This is a genomic window from Phaeovulum sp. W22_SRMD_FR3, from assembly GCF_052113705.1.
Taxonomy (GTDB): Bacteria; Pseudomonadota; Alphaproteobacteria; order Rhodobacterales; family Rhodobacteraceae; genus JBGQOG01.
Window position 1 is genome coordinate 45,203 of the sequence record NZ_JBGQOG010000004.1, and the last position, 16,367, is coordinate 61,569.

Here is a 16,367-nt window from a genome sequence, read left to right on the forward strand (position 1 = left end):
GGATGGCGGTTCCGGCAGAGGGCAGGGGCGTGGCGATGCGGGCGCGGGGGATCCTCTCGATCTTTGCCCGGCACCGGACGCTGGCCAATATCGTGCTGGTGCTGATGATCGGCGCGGGGTTGGCGGCCCTGCCACGGATGCGGGCGCAGACCTTTCCCGACAGCGTGGTGCAAGAGGTCCGGGTGACGGTGAAATGGGATGGGGCGGGGGCGGATGACGTCGACCGCGCCATCGTGCAGGTGCTGGAACCCTCGCTGCTGGCGGTGGAGGGGGTGGACGCCTCAAGCGCGCGGGCGACCGAAGGTTCGGCGCGCATCGTGCTGGAGTTCGAGCCCGGCTGGGATATGGCGCGGGCGGTGAATGATGTGGAGACCGCGCTTTCCACCTCGGGCGATCTGCCCGAGGAGGCGGAAACGCCCGAAGTCACCCGCGGCACCTGGCGCGATACGGTGACCGATGTGGTGATCACCGGCCCGCTCTCGCCCGAGCAATTGGGGCGGCTGGCGGATGAGCTGGTGGTGCGGCTTTACGCCGAAGGGGTGACGCGGACCAGCGTTCAGGGATTGGCCGCGCCGCAAACGGTGGTCGAGGTGCCCAGCCTCAACCTGATCCGTCATGATGTCACGCTGAGCCAGATTGCCGGGCTGATCAGCGCCGAAGCCGCCACCCAGCCTGCGGGCGATGTGGCGGGCGGTGCCGCACGGGTGCGCACCGGCGAAGAGAAACGCTCGGCCCCCGACATCGCCAGTCTGGTGATCCGCGCCAATCCCGATGGCTCGAACCTGACCATCGGCGATGTGGCAAACATTCGCACCGAGGGGGCCACGCGCAACCGTGCCTACTACGTCGGTCCGAATCCGGCGATGGTGATCAATGTGGGCCGCTCGGCGCAGGGCGATGCCATCGGCATTCAGAACAGCGTGCAAAAGGTCGTGGACACGATGGCGCTGACGCTGCCGAAAGACACGCATATCGATCTGATGAACACCCGCTCGGCGCAGATCACCCAGCGGATCGACCTCTTGGTGACCAATGGGATTCAGGGGCTGGCTTTGGTGCTGGGGCTGTTGTTCCTGTTCCTCAATGCGCGGACCGCGCTCTGGGTGGCGGCGGGGATTCCGGTGGCGATGATGGCGGCGGTGGCGGTCATGTATATGGCGGGCCTCACTTTCAACATGATCTCGATCTTCGCGCTGATCATCACTTTGGGCATCGTGGTGGATGATGCGATTGTGGTGGGCGAGCACGCCGATTTCCGCGCGCGCCATCTGCGCGAACCGGCGGTGGAGGCGGCGGAGAATGCCGCCATGCGGATGGCCGCGCCGGTGTTTTCCTCGACCGCGACCACGGTCATCGCCTTTGCGGGCCTGATGGTGATCGGCGGGCGCATGGGCAATATCATCGGCGATATTCCCTTCACGGTGATCGCCGTGCTCTCGGCCAGCCTGATGGAATGTTTTTTGATCCTGCCCAACCACATGGCGCATGCGCTGGCGCATATCGACAAGACGCCGTGGTATGACTGGCCCTCGCGGCAGGTGAACCGGGGGTTTGACTGGTTCCGCATGCGGATCATGCGGCGGATCACCGCGGGGGTGGTGCGGGCGCGCTATCCGGTGCTGGCGGCGGCGCTGGCGCTGCTCGCCTTTCAGGTGACGCTGATCCTGTCGGGTCAGGTGCAATGGCGGTTTTTCAACGCGCCCGAACAGGCGACGGTGACGGGCAATTTCTCAATGCTGCCGGGGGCGACGCGCGCCGACACGATGGCAATGCTGACCGGCATGCAAAAGGCGGTGACCGATCTTGGCGCGACATATGAGGCGGAGTTTGGCACCAATCCGGTGAAATACACACTGGCGCAGATCGGCGGCAATGCGGGCTCGGCGCTGGCCAGTTCCGACACCAAGGATGAGGATCAGCTGGGCTCGGTCTCGATCGAGCTGATCGACCCGGATTTCCGGCCCTATTCCTCGGCGGAATTCATCGCGGCGCTGCAAGAGGCGACGCCGAAATCACCGTTGCTGGAGGAGCTGTCGTTTCGCGGCTATCGCGCGGGGCCGGGCGGGGCGGGCATCTCGGTCGATCTTTCCGGTGCGGAGGCGTCTGAGCTGAAGGCGGCGGCGGAGGATCTGAAAGGCACGCTGGCCGCCTATCCGGAAGTATCGGCGCTGGAGGATAACCTCTCCTATGACAAGAACGAGCTGGTGCTGGATCTGACGCCGCAGGGCAAGGCGCTGGGCTTTACCATCGAGGAATTGGGCCGCGAATTGCGCAGCCGTCTGAACGGGACCGAGGCCGCAACCTTTGCCGACGGGCCGCGCTCGGCCTCGATCCGGGTGGAACTGCCCGACGACGAACTGGCCGCCGATTTCATCGAAACCATGCAGTTGCGTGCGCCGAGCGGGGCCTGGGTGCCGCTGTCGGACATTGTCACCGTCTCGACCAAATCCGGTTTCTCCACCATCCGGCGCGAGAATGGCCTGCGGCTGGTGGCGGTGACGGGCGAGTTGTCCGAGGATGATCCTGACCGCGCCAATGCGATCACCAAAGAGCTGAAAGAGGTGATCCTGCCGCGTCTGGCCGAGGATCACGGCGTGGCCTATCAGCTGGCCGGGCTGGCCGAGCAGGAAAACGATTTCCTGAGCGATGCGCTGCTGGGCCTCGCCTTCTGTCTGATCGGGATCTACATCGTGCTGGCATGGATTTTTGCCAGCTGGACCCGGCCCTTGGTGGTGATGTCGGTCATTCCCTTCGGCCTCATTGGCGCGATCTGGGGGCATTATATCTGGGGCCTGCCGATGTCGATGTTCTCGATTGTCGGGCTGATCGGCATGGCGGGGATCATCATCAACGATTCCATCGTGCTGGTCTCGACCGTCGATGAATATGCCGAAAAGCGTGGGCTGGTGCCGGCGATCGTGGATGCGGTGGGCGACCGGTTGCGGCCGGTGCTCCTGACCACATTGACCACGGTGCTGGGGCTGGCGCCGCTGCTCTATGAGAAATCGGCGGCGGCGCTGTTCCTCAAGCCCACGGTGATCACGCTCTGCTATGGCCTCGGCTTCGGGCTGTTGATCGTGCTGTTGGTGGTGCCCGCTTTGCTGGCGGTGCAGCTCGATCTCGGGCGGCATCTGCGGGCGTTCCGGCGCGGCCTGACCGGGCGGCATGCGGGCGGGCGGCGCGCGCGGCTGGCGCTCTGGGGGATGGCCGCACTGATGGCGCTGGCGATGGCGGCGACGCTGGGGCTGGCGGGCTATGAAGGGCAGGGCATGGCGAAGGCTTTGGGCCTCTTTACCCTGATCGCGCTGGGCCTGGTGGGGTTGGCGGCGGTCATCCTGCCGCGCTTCATCGCGGCCCCGCCCGCTGCGGGCAAGGCCTGAGCGGCACTCAGCCCTTGCAGCCGCGGATCTCGACCGCGCGGCCCTGATCGCCCAGAACGGTGATGGTCAGCGCCGAGCGGTCGAGCGCGAAGGGTTTGGCATCTTCGGGCACGAAATCGGCGCTGGTTACCAGTACCCCGCCCTGCCGCTTGTTGTCGCTGTCCGAAATCCAGACCGGGGCGCCGTTCAACTCAAACAGGCCCACCTCGCCCGCGCCGAGGCTGGGCATTTTGATCTCGGCGGTCACCCGCATGCCATCGGCAATCGGTTCGATGTGGCAGCTGGCCTGACCGCGGAAGGTCTCGGGGCGCTGGGTCAGCGCGGTGCGGATCTGTGCATCGGGCGCGCCAGGGCCGCTCAGCTCCATCTGCAGGCCCAGCTCAACCGGCACGCAGATGTCATGGCAGATCCCCATGGCGACATCCGCCTCCATCTCGACCGGCAGGGAGGGGTCACGAGGGGTGATCTCGATGGGCAGGATCATTTCGCGCAGATACCCGACGCTGCGCATGCCGTTCAGGTCAAAGACCTGCGGGCGCGGCCAGTGGATTGCCACCGAGGCCACGTTTTGCGAGCGGCTGAAATCAAACTGCGGCGGGATGCCCGCATCGCCCGGCGCGCGCCAATAGGTCTTCCAATTGGCATCCAGCTCAACCCGGAGCGCCGTCATCCGCGTGCCGGTGGCGGTTTCCCAACCCGGCAGCAGATCGGCCTCGACGAGGCCCGGCGGCAAGTCCTGTGCCTGCGCCGGAACGGGCATCACAGCGCCGCAGAGGGGCAGGCTGAGCGCGAGCGCCAGCGCGGCACCCCTGCGCAGCGGCCGGGAATCGAGGGTCATCGGGGTCATCATGCCTTCACCTAGCGCCGGGAATGGCCTGCGGGAAAGTCACAAACGCGCCATCTGGGCCCAGTCTTGCACGAATGCCACAGCCAATCGCGCACCGCCCCTTGCGCGGCGCGGGGCGGCGGGTGATGCTGAGGAGAAGGAGAACCCTATGGACCTGACCGGCAAAATCCTGATTGCCATGCCCGGGATGGGCGATCCGCGCTTTGAACATAGCGTGGTCTATATGTGCGCGCATTCGCCTGAGGGCGCGATGGGGCTGATCATCAACAAGCCGCTGCCCGAGCTGGATTTTTCCGATCTGCTCAATCAACTCGACATTCAGGTGCCGCAGGGCGACCGGGCGATCTCGGTGCCGGTGCAATTTGGCGGGCCGGTGGAAACCGGGCGGGGCTTTGTGCTGCATTCGGGCGACTGGCCAGGGCGGCGGGCCGATGGCGAAGGCACGCTGCGTCTGGGCGGCGGCATCGCGATGACCGCGACCCGCGACATTCTGGTCGATATGGCGCAGGGCACCGGGCCGCAGCAGGCGATTCTGGCCTTGGGCTATTCCGGCTGGGGGCCGGGGCAGCTGGAGAATGAGATTCTCGACAACGGCTGGCTGACGACCGACAGCTCTCTGGATCTGGTGTTGGGCACCGTACCGGGGGCCAAATGGGAGGGGGCCTTGCGCTCAATGGGGGTGGAGCCTTTGTCGCTCTCTTCCGCCGCGGGCCATGCCTGAGCGGCGCGCGCGTTACGGGAGCGGGGCTATGGGCGCGGCGCTGCCGCGCGGCGCAGACGGTCGTTGATCGCGCGCCCCAGACCATGATCGGGGATCGGGGCGACCGCGATGCGGCGGCTGCCGCCCGCCAGAACATCCGCCGCCCGCAGCAGGTGAAAGAGCTGCGCCGCCGCCTCCACCAGATCACCGGAGGGGGAGAGGTTCAGCTCGGCACCCGCGCAATCATGCCCGAAGCCCAGCCAGACCTCATCGCCCTGCCGCGCGCGGGCCTCAAGGCGCACCGGCGCGCCGGGGGCGTAATGCGACAACAGCTGACCGGGGGCGCTGGGCTTGTCGGCGTCACCTCCCAGGGCGAGTGGCACGCCAAGGCAGGCCTCCAGCGCCTCAGACGGAATGCCGCCGGGGCGCAGCAGAACGGGTGGATCACAGGCGAGGATCGTCGATTCGACCCCCACTTCACAGGCGCCGCCGTCGACCACCGCCTCGATCCGGCCCGCAAGACCCGTCATCACATGCTCGGCCCACGTCGGGCTGATCTTGCCGGAGGGGTTGGCCGAGGGCCCGGCCAAAGGCCCGTCAAAGGCCCGCAAGAGGGCGCGGGTGACCGGATGCGCGGGCAGGCGGATGGCGACCGAGCCGAGACCGGCGGTGACCAGTTCCGACAGGCCGGAATCCGGGCGCAGCGGCAGCACGAGGGTCAGCGGGCCGGGCCAGAAAGCCTCGGCCACGCGCCGCGCCTCATCGCCCAGCACCGCATAGCGGGACACGGCCTCGAGATCGGCCAGATGCACGATCAGCGGGTTGAAACTCGGGCGGCCCTTCGCCTCATAGATCCGCGCCACGGCCCGGTCATTGCGGGCGTCGCCGCCAAGGCCATAGACCGTCTCGGAGGGAAAGCCGACCAGACCGCCCGCCCGCAGGATATCGGCGGCGGTTGTCAGCCCTTCGGTGGTGGGCTCCAGCAGGCGGGTTTCAATGTTCATCGTGTGACGCAGCGTTGGGGTTGCCGGGGCAGGGTCTTGCGTTAGCCTGCGGGGCGTTAGATCGTGCATACGCGCATGGCCCCGCCTTGCCAAGCGCGACCGAGGGAGAGAGCCATGCCGTATTCGTCGCCCGTCGCGGAGTTCCGCTTCATTCTGGATCAGGTGGTGCCGCTGGCACCGGTGGCGGCCTGCCCGCGTTTCGCCGAGGCCACGCCGGAGACGGTGGAGGCGATCCTGACCGAGGCGGGGCGGCTCTGCGATCAGGTGATGGCCCCCTTGCAACGCCCGGGTGACCTGCATCCCGCGCGGCTGGAAAACGGCGTGGTGCGCACCTCGCCCGGGTTCGCGGCGGGCTACAAGGCGATTGCGGAGGGCGGCTGGGTCGGGGTGGCGGCCGCGCCGGAATATGGCGGTATGGGGCTGCCGCAGGCGATCAACATGGCGGTGAACGACATGATGTCGGGTGCCTGCCTGTCGTTGCAGCTGAATCCCTTGCTGACTCAGGGCCAGATCGAGGCGTTGGAGCATCACGCCTCCGACGCGATCAAGGACCTCTATCTGCCGAAACTGATCTCGGGCGAATGGTCGGGGACGATGAACCTGACCGAACCGCAGGCGGGATCGGATGTGGGCGCGCTGCGCACCAAGGCCGAACCGCAGGCGGATGGCAGCTACCGCATCACTGGGCAGAAGATCTACATCAGCTGGGGCGACAGCGATGTCGTGGAAAACGTCTGCCATCTGGTGCTGGCGCGGCTGCCGGGGGCGGCCGAAGGGACGCGGGGGATCAGTCTCTTCATGGTGCCAAAATTCCTGCCCGATGCGGCGGGCAAGCCCGGGGTGCCGAATGATCTGAAAGTGGTCAGCCTGGAGCACAAGATGGGTCTGCACGGCTCACCCACCTGCGTGATGGCCTTTGAGGGGGCGACGGGCTGGATGGTCGGCGCGCCGCATAAGGGGATGGCCGCGATGTTCACCATGATGAACAACGCCCGTCTGGCGGTGGGGATTCAGGGCATCGGTGTGGCCGAGGCGGCGACGCAAAAGGCGGTGGACTATGCCCGCGACCGTCAGCAGATGGGCGCGATCATCGACCATGCCGATGTGCGGCGGATGCTGGCCACGATGAAGGCCGAGGTCTTTGCCGCCCGCGCCATCGCCATGGCCTGCGCTGTCTCACTGGATATGGCGCGCGGGGTGAAACCGGAGGCGGCGGCGGAATGGCAGGCGCGCGCGGCGCTGCTGACGCCGATCGCCAAGGCGTATGGCACCGACATTGGTTGTTCGGTGGCGGAAATGGGCGTGCAGGTGCATGGCGGCATGGGGTTCATTGAGGAGACGGGTGCCGCGCAGTTTTACCGCGATGTCCGGGTGACCGCGATTTATGAGGGCACCAACGGCATTCAGGCGATGGATCTCGTGGGCCGCAAGATGATGGATGACGGCGCGGCGGCCTTTCGCCTGCTGGCCGAGGTCGAAGAGGCCGCGGCATCGGCGCGCGCCACGCTGCCCGATCTGGCCGACAGCGTCTGGCAGGCGGCGGAGGCGTTGCGCGAGGCCACCGAATGGCTGCTCGGCCAGCCCGCGCAAGAGCGTTTTGCGGGCGCGGTGCCCTATCTGCGGGCCTTTGCGCGGGTGCTGGGCGCGCATTTCCACCTGAAAGCGGCGCTGGTCGGGGATGGCGCCCGCAAGGCGCTCGCCGCTGTCTATATCCAACGGCTCTTGCCGCAATATGCCGCCGCCTTGGCCGAGGCGCGGGCCGGATCGGCGGGGCTCTATGCGCTGAGCGCCGAGGATCTGGGCGCATGAGCGCGGCGGGCGCATCGGGACTTGGGGCGGCGGCCGCGGCTGAGGCCATGGTGATCCGCTACCCCTGGGCCGACGCGCCTGACTTTGGTGTCGCGCAAGAGGTGGCGCCGGGGGTTCTCTGGCTGCGCCTGCCGCTGCCGATGGCGCTTGACCATGTCAACGCCTATGCGCTGGAAGAGAGCGACAGCTGGACGGTGATTGACCCCGGTCTGGACACGCCCAAGGCCCGCGCGATCTGGGAGGGGCTTTTGGCCGGACCGCTGGCGGGCAAGCCGGTGGGGCGGGTGGTGGTGACACATTACCACCCCGATCACATCGGCCTTGCGGGCTGGCTGATGGCGCGCGGCGCCGCCCTCTGGACCACACGCACCAGTTGGCTGATGGCGCGGATGCTGGTGCTGGATGAGCAGCCCCTTCCCAGTGCGCAAACGCTGGCCTTCTGGCGCGCCGCCGGGATGGACCCGGCGCTATATGCGCAGCGCGCGGCGGAGCGGCCCTTCAATTTCGCCGATTGCGTCCATCCTTTGCCGCAGGGCTATACACGGCTGACCGAGGGGCAAGTGCTGGAGATGGGCGGGCGGCGCTGGCGGGTGCATATGGGCGATGGCCATGCGCCCGAACATGCCACCTTCTGGAGCCTTGAGGATGATCTGGTGATCGGCGGCGACCAGCTTTTGCCCTCGATCTCGGCCAATCTCGGGGTCTATGCCTCGGAGCCGCTCGCTGATCCGGTGGGTGAATGGCTGACCGCCTGCCGCCGGTTCCAGACCCTGGCCGAGGGGCGGCATCTGGTGCTGCCGGGGCATAAACTCCCCTTCACCGGCCTGCCGCTGCGCCTGCGGCAGATGATTGAGAACCATCTGAACGCGCTCGACCGCCTGACCGAGGCACTGGCTGAGGGGCCGCGCACGGCGGCGGAATGTTTCCCGCTGTTGTTCAAGCGCGCCATTGGCCCGGCGGAATACGGGCTGGCGCTGGTCGAGGCCGTCGCGCATCTGAACCATTTGTGGCATCAAGGCGTTATCGCCCCGGAGACCCGCGCCGATGGCGCGCATCTGTGGAGACTGGCATGAGCAATGACGCACCCGACATCATGACCACCGCTGAAGCACATGAGAATGCCGCGCTGCCGCAGGCGCATGCGTTCCATTGCGTGCCGGGGGTGGACAGCCCGGAATGCCGCCCGCTGCCGCAATCGCTGACCCGGGAGACGGTGGCGGAAAAAAGCGAGGCGCAATGGGCCTATGAGCGGCTGGTGCTCTACATCGCCGATTTCGAGAAACATCTGGATGCCGAACATGAGGTGGGGCTTGGCCTTGCCGGGACGGCGGCGGGGGTGATCCGCATCGAGGGCATGGGCTATTTCGCCCCCGATCTGCTGACCTTTTATGGCCGCGATGAGCAGGGCGCCAAGATGCAGCTGGTGCAGCATGTCAGCCAGCTGAATGTCATGCTGGTGGCCGCGCAAAAGGTTGTGCCCGAGGAAGCGCCGCGCCGCATCGGATTTCGCCTCTCGGCAGACCTTGATGCACGCTGAGACCGCCCTACAACAAAGGCAGGTTTTGCGGATACATTTGCCCCTCGGGGCGTGACAGCGCAGGATTTTTCGGCTAGGTCCAGCCGTGAATATTTCGTCAGGAGAGCAAGATGGCTGACTTCGTACCGGGCAAGATGGACATCCGCGCCCAGGAAAAAACCTACAACGGTTTCATCACCTTCACCACCCGCTCGGTCATCGTGATCTGTGCGGTTCTGGTGTTCATGGCTTTGGCCAACGCCTGATTTTCCAAAGAAAGGGATGCGCATGCTGCGGCATCTGATCTGGCTGGTGTTGCCACTGGCCCTGGCGGCCTGCGGCGCTGAGCCGAAATGGGCCCCCGATGAACAGGTGCGCGCCGCGGCCTATCATTCGGGCAATCCGCCCTCTGTCACCCTGTTCACCGTTGTGGGGATTCCACGCGGTCAGGGGGGGCACTCGGGTCTGATGATCGACGGGAGCGAGCGGATCATGTTCGATCCCGCCGGCACCTGGTATCACCCGAATGTGCCCGAGCGGAACGATGTGCATTTCGGCATCACCGACAAGATGAAGGCATTCTACATCGACTATCACGCCCGCGAGACCTATTTCGTGCGCGAGCAGAAGGTGCCGGTCTCGCCGGAAGTGGCCGAGATGCTGATCCAGCGCGCCGAGGCGCATGGGGCGGCACCCAAGGCCTTTTGTGCGTCGGCCGTCACGGATGTACTGTCGGGGGTGCCCGGATTTGAGGGTATCGGCCGCACATTCAGCCCGATCAGCCTGTCCAAGCGGTTCGCGGAACTGCCGGGCGTGACCTCGAAAGACAATTACGATGGCGATCCCGCAAACCACACGGATGTGCTGATGGTGCAGGCGACAGACCGTCGGCGGTAACAGTGCCCATCGCGCGATGAAAAAAGCCCCGCTTCGGCGGGGCTTTTTGATTTTCGGGGGATGGCGGGCTCCGTCTGGGCGGGCTCCGTCTGGGCACACTCAGCCGGGGCGCGCGCTCAGCCGAGGAGATAGAGCGCGGCGTAGAGTGTCAGTGCGCCTGCGCAGATGGCCGCCAATGTGTTGCGGGTGACGATGCCCACCACCACCGTCATCATGGCGGCGATCAGACGGGCCGGGTCAAAGATGCCATCGGTACCGGCGGGCCAAAGCACGCCCGGTGCCACCAACCCGGGCAGCACGGCCACCGGCGTATAGCGCAGATAGCGCAGAAGGCTCTCGGGCAGGCTGCGTTTGCCGGTCATGCCCAGAAAGGACAGGCGCAGCAGAAAGGTGCCCAGTCCGAGCGCCAGGATCATCGTCCAGATTTCAAGCGTAGAGTAATACATCAGCCGCGCTGCCTTTTCATCCAAAGCTCGGTCTGCACACCGGCAATCATCGCCAGCACGGCCGCAATCAACAGGCCCACGCCCGAGGGCAGAAAGGCCAGCGCCAGCGCGCCCGCGACCGAGACGAAAGCCGCCACCACATGCGCCAGCGTGCGCAGCATCGGGCCGATCATTGCCAGAAAGGTGATCGGCACGGCGAAATCCAGCGCGAATGACGGCGGAATCGCCTGGCCCACCGTGGCGCCGACCAATGTCGCACCGATCCAGACCGGCAGCATCGGCGTGGCGGCGCCTGCGTAAAAGGCGAGCTTGTCGCGCAGGGTCCGCCAGGGATGCGCTTCATAATCGGAGATGGTCACTGCGTAATTCTGGTCAAACAGCGCATAGGCAACCAGCAGCTTTTGCCAGCCTTTGGCATGGGCCAGATGCGGCGCAAGGCTGGCGGAATACATCGCCAGCCGCAGGTTGACCGCCAGCGCGGTGGCGATGATCAGCAGGATCGGGGCAGAATCGCTCATCATCTGCAGGGCGGTGAACTGCGACGCGCCCGCGATGACCAGGGTTGAAAACCCCATGACCTGCGCCAGCGTCAGGCCCGCTTCGGTGCCCGCAACGCCAAACAGAAGGCCAAAAGGGACCACGACCAATATGAAGGGCAGGGCCAACTGTACCCCCTGCCAATAGGCACGGCCGGGTGTATGCGGGGGAGGAACGGGATTTGACATGTCTGCTTGCTCTGTCCGGGACGATGGGTCAGTCATAGGCCACGGGATGGCGGATGCAAGGTGCCGTGCAGATGCGGACCAGACAGGTTCGCACAGGATGGCCCTTGCGGATGCACAGAATGGCGGCGCGGTGACGGTCTTGCGGGGCGTGGCACCGATGCCTGGCGGGCAGGTTGAAATGGCAATCATGGGGCTGATCCTTGCGGGCGGTGCGGCGCGGCGGATGGGCGGTGCGGACAAGGCGCTGCTGTCTTTGGCTGGCCGGCCGCTGGTGGCGCATGTGGCCGCAGGCCTGGCGCCGCAGGTCGCGCGCTTTGCCCTGTCGGCCAATGGGATGCCTGAGCGGTTTGCCGCGCTGTTGCCCGGCGTGCCGGTGCTGGCCGACCCGCGGGAGGCGCAGGGTCTGGGCCCGCTGGCGGGGGTGCTGGCGGGGTTGGACTGGGCCGCGGCGCAGGGCGCGGAGGCATTGGTGACGGTGGCGGTGGACACGCCCTTTCTGCCGTCCGATCTGGTGGCCCGGTTGCAGGCGGCGGCGTCTGCGGGCGGGGGGGCAGCCTGCGCCAGCAGCCTCGGCCGGATGCATTACACCTGCGCCTTGCGCCCGGTGGCGGGGGCTGCGGCGGCGCTGCGCGCGGCGCTGGCCACCGGCACGCGTCGCTTGCGATTCGGGCTGGATGCGGCTGTCGAAGTGCCGTTCGGCCTGATCGGGGCCGGGATCGGGGCCGGGGCGTCGCAGGCTGCGGCGGATCCGTTTGGCAATCTCAACACGCCGGAGGATCTGGCGGCGGCAGAGGCGATGATCGCGGTCCTTGCGCCGCCAGCCCCCGGCGCCGCAGGATGAGGGGTATCCGCATTCAGCATGGTCTGCCGCCCGCGCAAACACCGGCGGCGGCCCGGCTCTATTGGCAGGCCTTTGCGGGCAAACTCGGCGCCGTGATGGGCCCCGAGCCATTGGCGCTTCGTTATATCGCCCGGGTCGTGCAGCATGATCATGCGGTGGTGGCGCTGACGGCGGAGGGCGTGCTCTGTGGCGTCGGCGGATTTCGCTCGGCAAAGGGCGCGTTCGTCGGCGGAGAGGCCCGTGATCTGCGGGCGGTTTATGGCTGGTGGGGCGGGCTGTGGCGGCAGGCCTGTCTGTGGCTGCTCAACCACGACATCGAGCCGCAGGCCCTGGTGGTGGACGGGCTGGTGGTCGCCCCGGAATGCCGGGGGCAGGGCATCGGCGCGGCGCTGCTGGCGGCATTGAGCGACGAGGCGCGCTGGCGCGGGCATTCGGAATTGCGTCTGGATGTGGTCGCGGAAAATCTGCGGGCCCGGGCGCTCTATGCGCGCGAAGGCTTTGTCATCCGCGGCCACCTCTATCCGCATCACGCAAGCGGATTGGTGCGCAGGCTCTATGCCTATGACGCGGTGGTGGTGATGGCGCGGCCGGTCTGAACCGCAGCCCTGCCGGGGACGCCAGACCGGCGTTTAATCAAAGGTGCCCGTCACCCGGCCCAGCAGCATGAAGGCGCGTGCGGTGCGGGTTTCGGCCAGATCGGCGACTTCGACGTCGGTGGCATTGGCCTCGAAATCGGTGAAGGTCTTGTCGAACTGCCGCAGGAAGTGATGGGCCGCATCGCGGAAAATCGTGTCCTGCCGCATGCGGCCAGAGGTCAGCGCCAGGCTGGAGCGGTCACGGATGCCCCCCAGAGAGGCCACTTCGCGGCCCCGCTCGCCCTTGGCAAAACGGCGCCAGAGGTCGGGCTTGGCGCGGTCGGGCTTGAGGTCATCCATATAGATGCCATCCTGCGCAAGCAGGGTCAGCACATCCTGCGCCGCGCGGATCAGCTTGGCCATCGTGCGGTCTTCCAGCGCCCGGCGCAGCGCCCGGAACCCATCGCGATCCTCGGGATTGTCCGGGAAATTCAGGGCTTTGACAAAGTCGCCAACCGATACCGGCGCGCGCAGATCCTCGGCCGGGGTGCCCAGGGCAAGGGCCTGCTGATCCTCGGCAGGGTCTGCGGGGCGCGGCGCGGCAAAGGCCGCTTTGCGGTCGGCCGAAGGCACGGTGGCCCCCGTGTCGCGGCGCGAGGTGAAGGTGGCCAGCGCGCTTTCGGTCTGCCGGGTGGCGGCCGCGATCTCCTCGAGCTTTTTCTCGACCGAAGGGCGCGACATCTTGGCCTGTTGCGCCACCCAGGCCTGACGCAACGCGTCGATCGACTGTTGCAGGCGCTGGGTTTCGGCGCGGGTTTGCCGCGCCGTGCGGGCGTTCACCGCCGCCAGCCAGACCATGGCGGGCGGCATGAACAGTCCCACCAGCACCAACACCAGATCCAGCAGTCGCAGCGGCTCTGCATCTGCCGGGCGCAGGAAGAAGAACCCGCCCAGCACCAACAGCCAGACGAAGGCCGCCCCCAGCGCCAGCTTTTCCCCGCCGGTCATGCTGCCATCTGCCACCGGCGCGCGGATCAGGCCGTCGCGCGCCAGGCCGCGCGCCAAAGCCGCCTCGGCCGGGGTCGGGGCGTCATGTGCCGGGGAAGAGGTGTCGGGGCCAGCCATCGCGCTTCAGATAAAGCGGATTGAGAGGATTTCGTAGGATTTGTCGCCGCCGGGCGTGCGCACCTCGACGCTGTCGCCCTCGTCCTTGCCGATCAGGGCCCGGGCGAGCGGCGAGCGGATGTTCAGCAAGCCGTTCTCGATATCGGCCTCTGCCTCACCCACGATCTGATAGGTGCGCTCTTCGTCGCTGTCTTCGTCCACCAGTTTGATGGTCGCGCCAAATTTCACCGAGCCCGACAGTTTCGTCGGGTCGATCACTTCAGCGCGGCTGATGATCGCTTCCAGTTCCTTGATCCGGCCCTCGACAAAGCTCTGCTTTTCGCGGGCGGCGTGATATTCGGCATTCTCCGACAGATCGCCATGTTCGCGCGCTTCGGCAATGGCTTTGATCACGGCGGGACGCTCCACCGATTTCAAGGCTTTGAGTTCTTCTTCGAGCGCGGTGAACCCCGCCCGCGTCATCGGTATCTTTTCCATGAGGGCCTCTGTTCGCGGTTGTCTGAAATTGTGCCACGCTCTTCGTGTAAATCCGTGATGGCGGCTGAAAGTCAAGGGCTTGTCACCAATTTCGGATCTGCGCCGCGGGCGATACTGTTCGGCCCGGCGTCCGGCCCGGCGCTCTCGGCGGGGTTTTGCCTGCGCAATTTGGCCGTTTTCGCTGCATCTTGTCGCTCTTGAGCGCTGGGGGCGCATGAAAAGGCATTATTTGCTGCATCGCCGCGTAACGATTGCGTGGCAGGACACTGTCGGCTACCAAGTTCGCCGAGAGCAGAGCCAGCAGATGCAAGCGGCAAAGGGGAGCGGGATGGCCGAGATCGAACGCGAGTCGATGGAATATGATGTTGTGATCGTGGGGGCGGGTCCGGCGGGCCTGTCGGCAGCGATCCGCCTGAAGCAGATCGACCCCGATCTATCGGTGGTGGTGCTGGAAAAGGGATCCGAAGTCGGCGCGCATATCCTCTCGGGCGCGGTGCTCGACCCCTGTGGTCTGGACGCGCTGCTGCCCGATTGGCGCAGCATGGGCGCGCCGATCAAGACCGAGGTCAAGCACGACAACTTCTACGTTCTGGGCGAGGCGGGCAAGATCCGCATCCCGAACTGGCCGATGCCGAAGCTGATGAACAACCACGGCAATTACATCGTCTCGATGGCGAATGTCTGCCGCTGGATGGCCGAACAGGCCGAGGCTTTGGGCGTCGAGATTTTCCCGGGTATGGCCGCGAGCCAGATCGTCTGGGCCAAAACCGCTGACGGCGTTGACCGGGTCGCCGGGGTTGTCGCGGGCGAGTTTGGCAAAGAGGCCGATGGCTCGATGGGCGCCAGCTATGAGCCGGGGATGGAGCTCCTGGGCAAATATGTCTTCCTGTCGGAAGGCGTTCGCGGCTCTCTGGCCAAGGAAGTGATGGCGCGGCACAATCTGGGCGCCGGGCATGAGCCGCAGAAATTTGGCCTCGGCATGAAAGAGATCTGGGAGATTGATCCCAAGAAGCACCGCGAGGGCACGGTCACCCATACGATGGGCTGGCCGCTGGGCAATAATGCGGGCGGGGGTTCCTTCGTCTATCACCTTGAGAACAATCAGGTCTATGTCGGGTTTGTGGTACACCTGAACTATCAGAACCCGCATCTCTACCCTTACATGGAATTCCAGCGCTTCAAGCATCACCCGATGATTGCCGAGCTGCTCGAAGGCGGCAAACGCGTGGCGTACGGCGCGCGGGCGATTTCCGAGGGCGGCTATCAGTCGATCCCGAAAGTGGTCTTCCCGGGCGGCGCGCTGCTGGGTTGCTCGGCGGGCCTCGTGAACGTGCCGCGGATCAAGGGCAACCATAATGCGATGCTCTCGGGGATTGCGGCGGCCAATGCGGCGGCGGCGGCGCTGGCAGCGGGTCGCGCGGGCGATGAGCTGACCGCCTATGAGACCGATCTGCGCTCGGGCCCGATTGCGCAGGACCTGAAAAAGGTGCGCAACGTGAAACCCTTGTGGTCGAAGCTTGGCCTTTGGGGCGGGCTGGCGCTGGGCGGCTTTGACATGTGGTGGAACTCGATTTTTGGCGGCAGCCTGTTTGGCACGCTGAAACACGGGAAAACCGATGCGGCCGCCACCGGCGAGGCGTCGAAATTCCCGAAAATCGACTATCCGCGCCCGGATGGCAAACTCAGCTTTGACCGGCTGACCAATGTGGCGTTTTCCTTCACCAACCATGAGGAAAGCCAGCCCTGCCATCTGCAGCTGAAAGACCCGAGCGTGCCGATTTCGGTGAACCTGCCGAAGTTTGACGAACCGGCGCAGCGCTATTGCCCTGCGGGGGTCTATGAGGTGCTCGAGGGCGAGAATGGCCCGCGCTTCCAGATCAACTTCCAGAACTGCGTGCATTGCAAGACCTGCGACATCAAGGACCCGAGCCAGAACATCAACTGGACGACCCCGCAGGGCGGTGACGGGCCGAACTACCCCAACATGTAACTTATCAGCGAGGGCGCGCCTGCTGCGCGCGCCCC

Annotated in this window: 16 protein-coding genes; 10 read left to right on the plus strand and 6 right to left on the minus strand. The window is 66.2% G+C overall.

All coding sequences use genetic code 11. The annotated features are described in order from the left end of the window. Positions 1–2 precede the first annotated feature (2 nt). Positions 3–3,380, plus strand: a complete 3,378-nt coding sequence (locus ACEN2S_RS06470; protein ID WP_441863930.1) for an efflux RND transporter permease subunit — start codon at positions 3–5, stop codon at positions 3,378–3,380. 7 nt (positions 3,381–3,387) lie between these two features. Here ACEN2S_RS06470 and ACEN2S_RS06475 read toward each other — a convergent pair whose 3' ends face one another. Further along, a complete protein-coding gene (locus tag ACEN2S_RS06475) occupies positions 3,388–4,218 on the minus strand; it encodes a protein-disulfide reductase DsbD domain-containing protein (RefSeq protein WP_441863934.1) in 831 nt (276 codons plus the stop codon). Positions 4,219–4,375: 157 nt separating this feature from the next. Between ACEN2S_RS06475 and ACEN2S_RS06480 the strand changes: the two genes are divergently transcribed. Next, a complete protein-coding gene (locus tag ACEN2S_RS06480; RefSeq protein WP_441863937.1) occupies positions 4,376–4,948 on the plus strand; it encodes a YqgE/AlgH family protein in 573 nt (190 codons plus the stop codon). A gap of 26 nt (positions 4,949–4,974) precedes the next feature. Here the strand turns inward: ACEN2S_RS06480 and ACEN2S_RS06485 are convergent, their stop codons facing one another. Beyond that, positions 4,975–5,931, minus strand: coding sequence for an L-threonylcarbamoyladenylate synthase (locus ACEN2S_RS06485; protein WP_441863940.1), 957 nt, complete (start codon positions 5,929–5,931; stop codon positions 4,975–4,977). A gap of 114 nt (positions 5,932–6,045) precedes the next feature. Here ACEN2S_RS06485 and ACEN2S_RS06490 point away from each other — a divergent pair, with 114 nt between their 5' ends. From ACEN2S_RS06490 to ACEN2S_RS06510, 5 genes are all read left to right on the plus strand, one after another. After that, positions 6,046–7,740 (plus strand): acyl-CoA dehydrogenase, encoded by a 1,695-nt coding sequence (locus ACEN2S_RS06490; RefSeq protein WP_441863943.1) that lies wholly within the window; start codon positions 6,046–6,048, stop codon positions 7,738–7,740. Beyond that, on the plus strand, positions 7,737–8,813 hold the full coding sequence (locus ACEN2S_RS06495; protein ID WP_441863946.1) for an MBL fold metallo-hydrolase: 1,077 nt from the start codon (positions 7,737–7,739) through the stop codon (positions 8,811–8,813). Before ACEN2S_RS06490 ends, ACEN2S_RS06495 begins: the two co-directional genes overlap by 4 nt. Then, positions 8,810–9,277 (plus strand): DUF6173 family protein, encoded by a 468-nt coding sequence (locus ACEN2S_RS06500; protein WP_441863949.1) that lies wholly within the window; start codon positions 8,810–8,812, stop codon positions 9,275–9,277. The genes ACEN2S_RS06495 and ACEN2S_RS06500 overlap by 4 nt, the downstream gene beginning before the upstream one ends. A gap of 110 nt (positions 9,278–9,387) precedes the next feature. Next, the gene (locus ACEN2S_RS06505; protein WP_441863951.1) at positions 9,388–9,522 is read left to right on the plus strand and encodes an aa3-type cytochrome c oxidase subunit IV; all 135 of its coding nucleotides are present in this window, start codon (positions 9,388–9,390) and stop codon (positions 9,520–9,522) included. Between the two features lie 22 nt (positions 9,523–9,544). Continuing rightward, positions 9,545–10,153 (plus strand): hypothetical protein, encoded by a 609-nt coding sequence (locus ACEN2S_RS06510; protein ID WP_441863953.1) that lies wholly within the window; start codon positions 9,545–9,547, stop codon positions 10,151–10,153. Between the two features lie 116 nt (positions 10,154–10,269). Here the strand turns inward: ACEN2S_RS06510 and ACEN2S_RS06515 are convergent, their stop codons facing one another. After that, complete coding sequence (locus ACEN2S_RS06515; RefSeq protein ID WP_441863955.1) at positions 10,270–10,599, minus strand: AzlD domain-containing protein; 330 nt, start codon at positions 10,597–10,599, stop codon at positions 10,270–10,272. After that, positions 10,599–11,324 carry an AzlC family ABC transporter permease gene (locus tag ACEN2S_RS06520; protein ID WP_441863957.1) on the minus strand — a complete coding sequence of 242 codons (726 nt, stop codon included), beginning with the start codon at positions 11,322–11,324 and terminating at the stop codon, positions 10,599–10,601. The genes ACEN2S_RS06515 and ACEN2S_RS06520 overlap by 1 nt, the downstream gene beginning before the upstream one ends. A gap of 97 nt (positions 11,325–11,421) precedes the next feature. On the opposite strand from ACEN2S_RS06520, the gene mobA reads away from it, so the two are divergent. Then, positions 11,422–12,165, plus strand: a complete 744-nt coding sequence (mobA, locus tag ACEN2S_RS06525; protein ID WP_441863960.1) for a molybdenum cofactor guanylyltransferase MobA — start codon at positions 11,422–11,424, stop codon at positions 12,163–12,165. Then, entirely contained in the window at positions 12,162–12,761 is a 600-nt protein-coding gene (locus tag ACEN2S_RS06530) for a GNAT family N-acetyltransferase (RefSeq protein ID WP_441863963.1), read from the plus strand. Before mobA ends, ACEN2S_RS06530 begins: the two co-directional genes overlap by 4 nt. 33 nt (positions 12,762–12,794) lie before the next feature. Here ACEN2S_RS06530 and ACEN2S_RS06535 read toward each other — a convergent pair whose 3' ends face one another. Both ACEN2S_RS06535 and greA read right to left on the minus strand, forming a co-directional pair. Continuing rightward, positions 12,795–13,865, minus strand: coding sequence for a hypothetical protein (locus tag ACEN2S_RS06535; protein ID WP_441863965.1), 1,071 nt, complete (start codon positions 13,863–13,865; stop codon positions 12,795–12,797). A 6-nt stretch (positions 13,866–13,871) separates the two neighbouring features. Further along, positions 13,872–14,342: a transcription elongation factor GreA gene (gene greA / locus ACEN2S_RS06540; protein WP_441863968.1), complete on the minus strand. Its 471-nt coding sequence runs from the start codon at positions 14,340–14,342 to the stop codon at positions 13,872–13,874. A 328-nt stretch (positions 14,343–14,670) separates the two neighbouring features. Between greA and ACEN2S_RS06545 the strand changes: the two genes are divergently transcribed. Then, a complete protein-coding gene (locus tag ACEN2S_RS06545; protein WP_441863971.1) occupies positions 14,671–16,332 on the plus strand; it encodes a 4Fe-4S dicluster domain-containing protein in 1,662 nt (553 codons plus the stop codon). Positions 16,333–16,367: the final 35 nt, after the last annotated feature.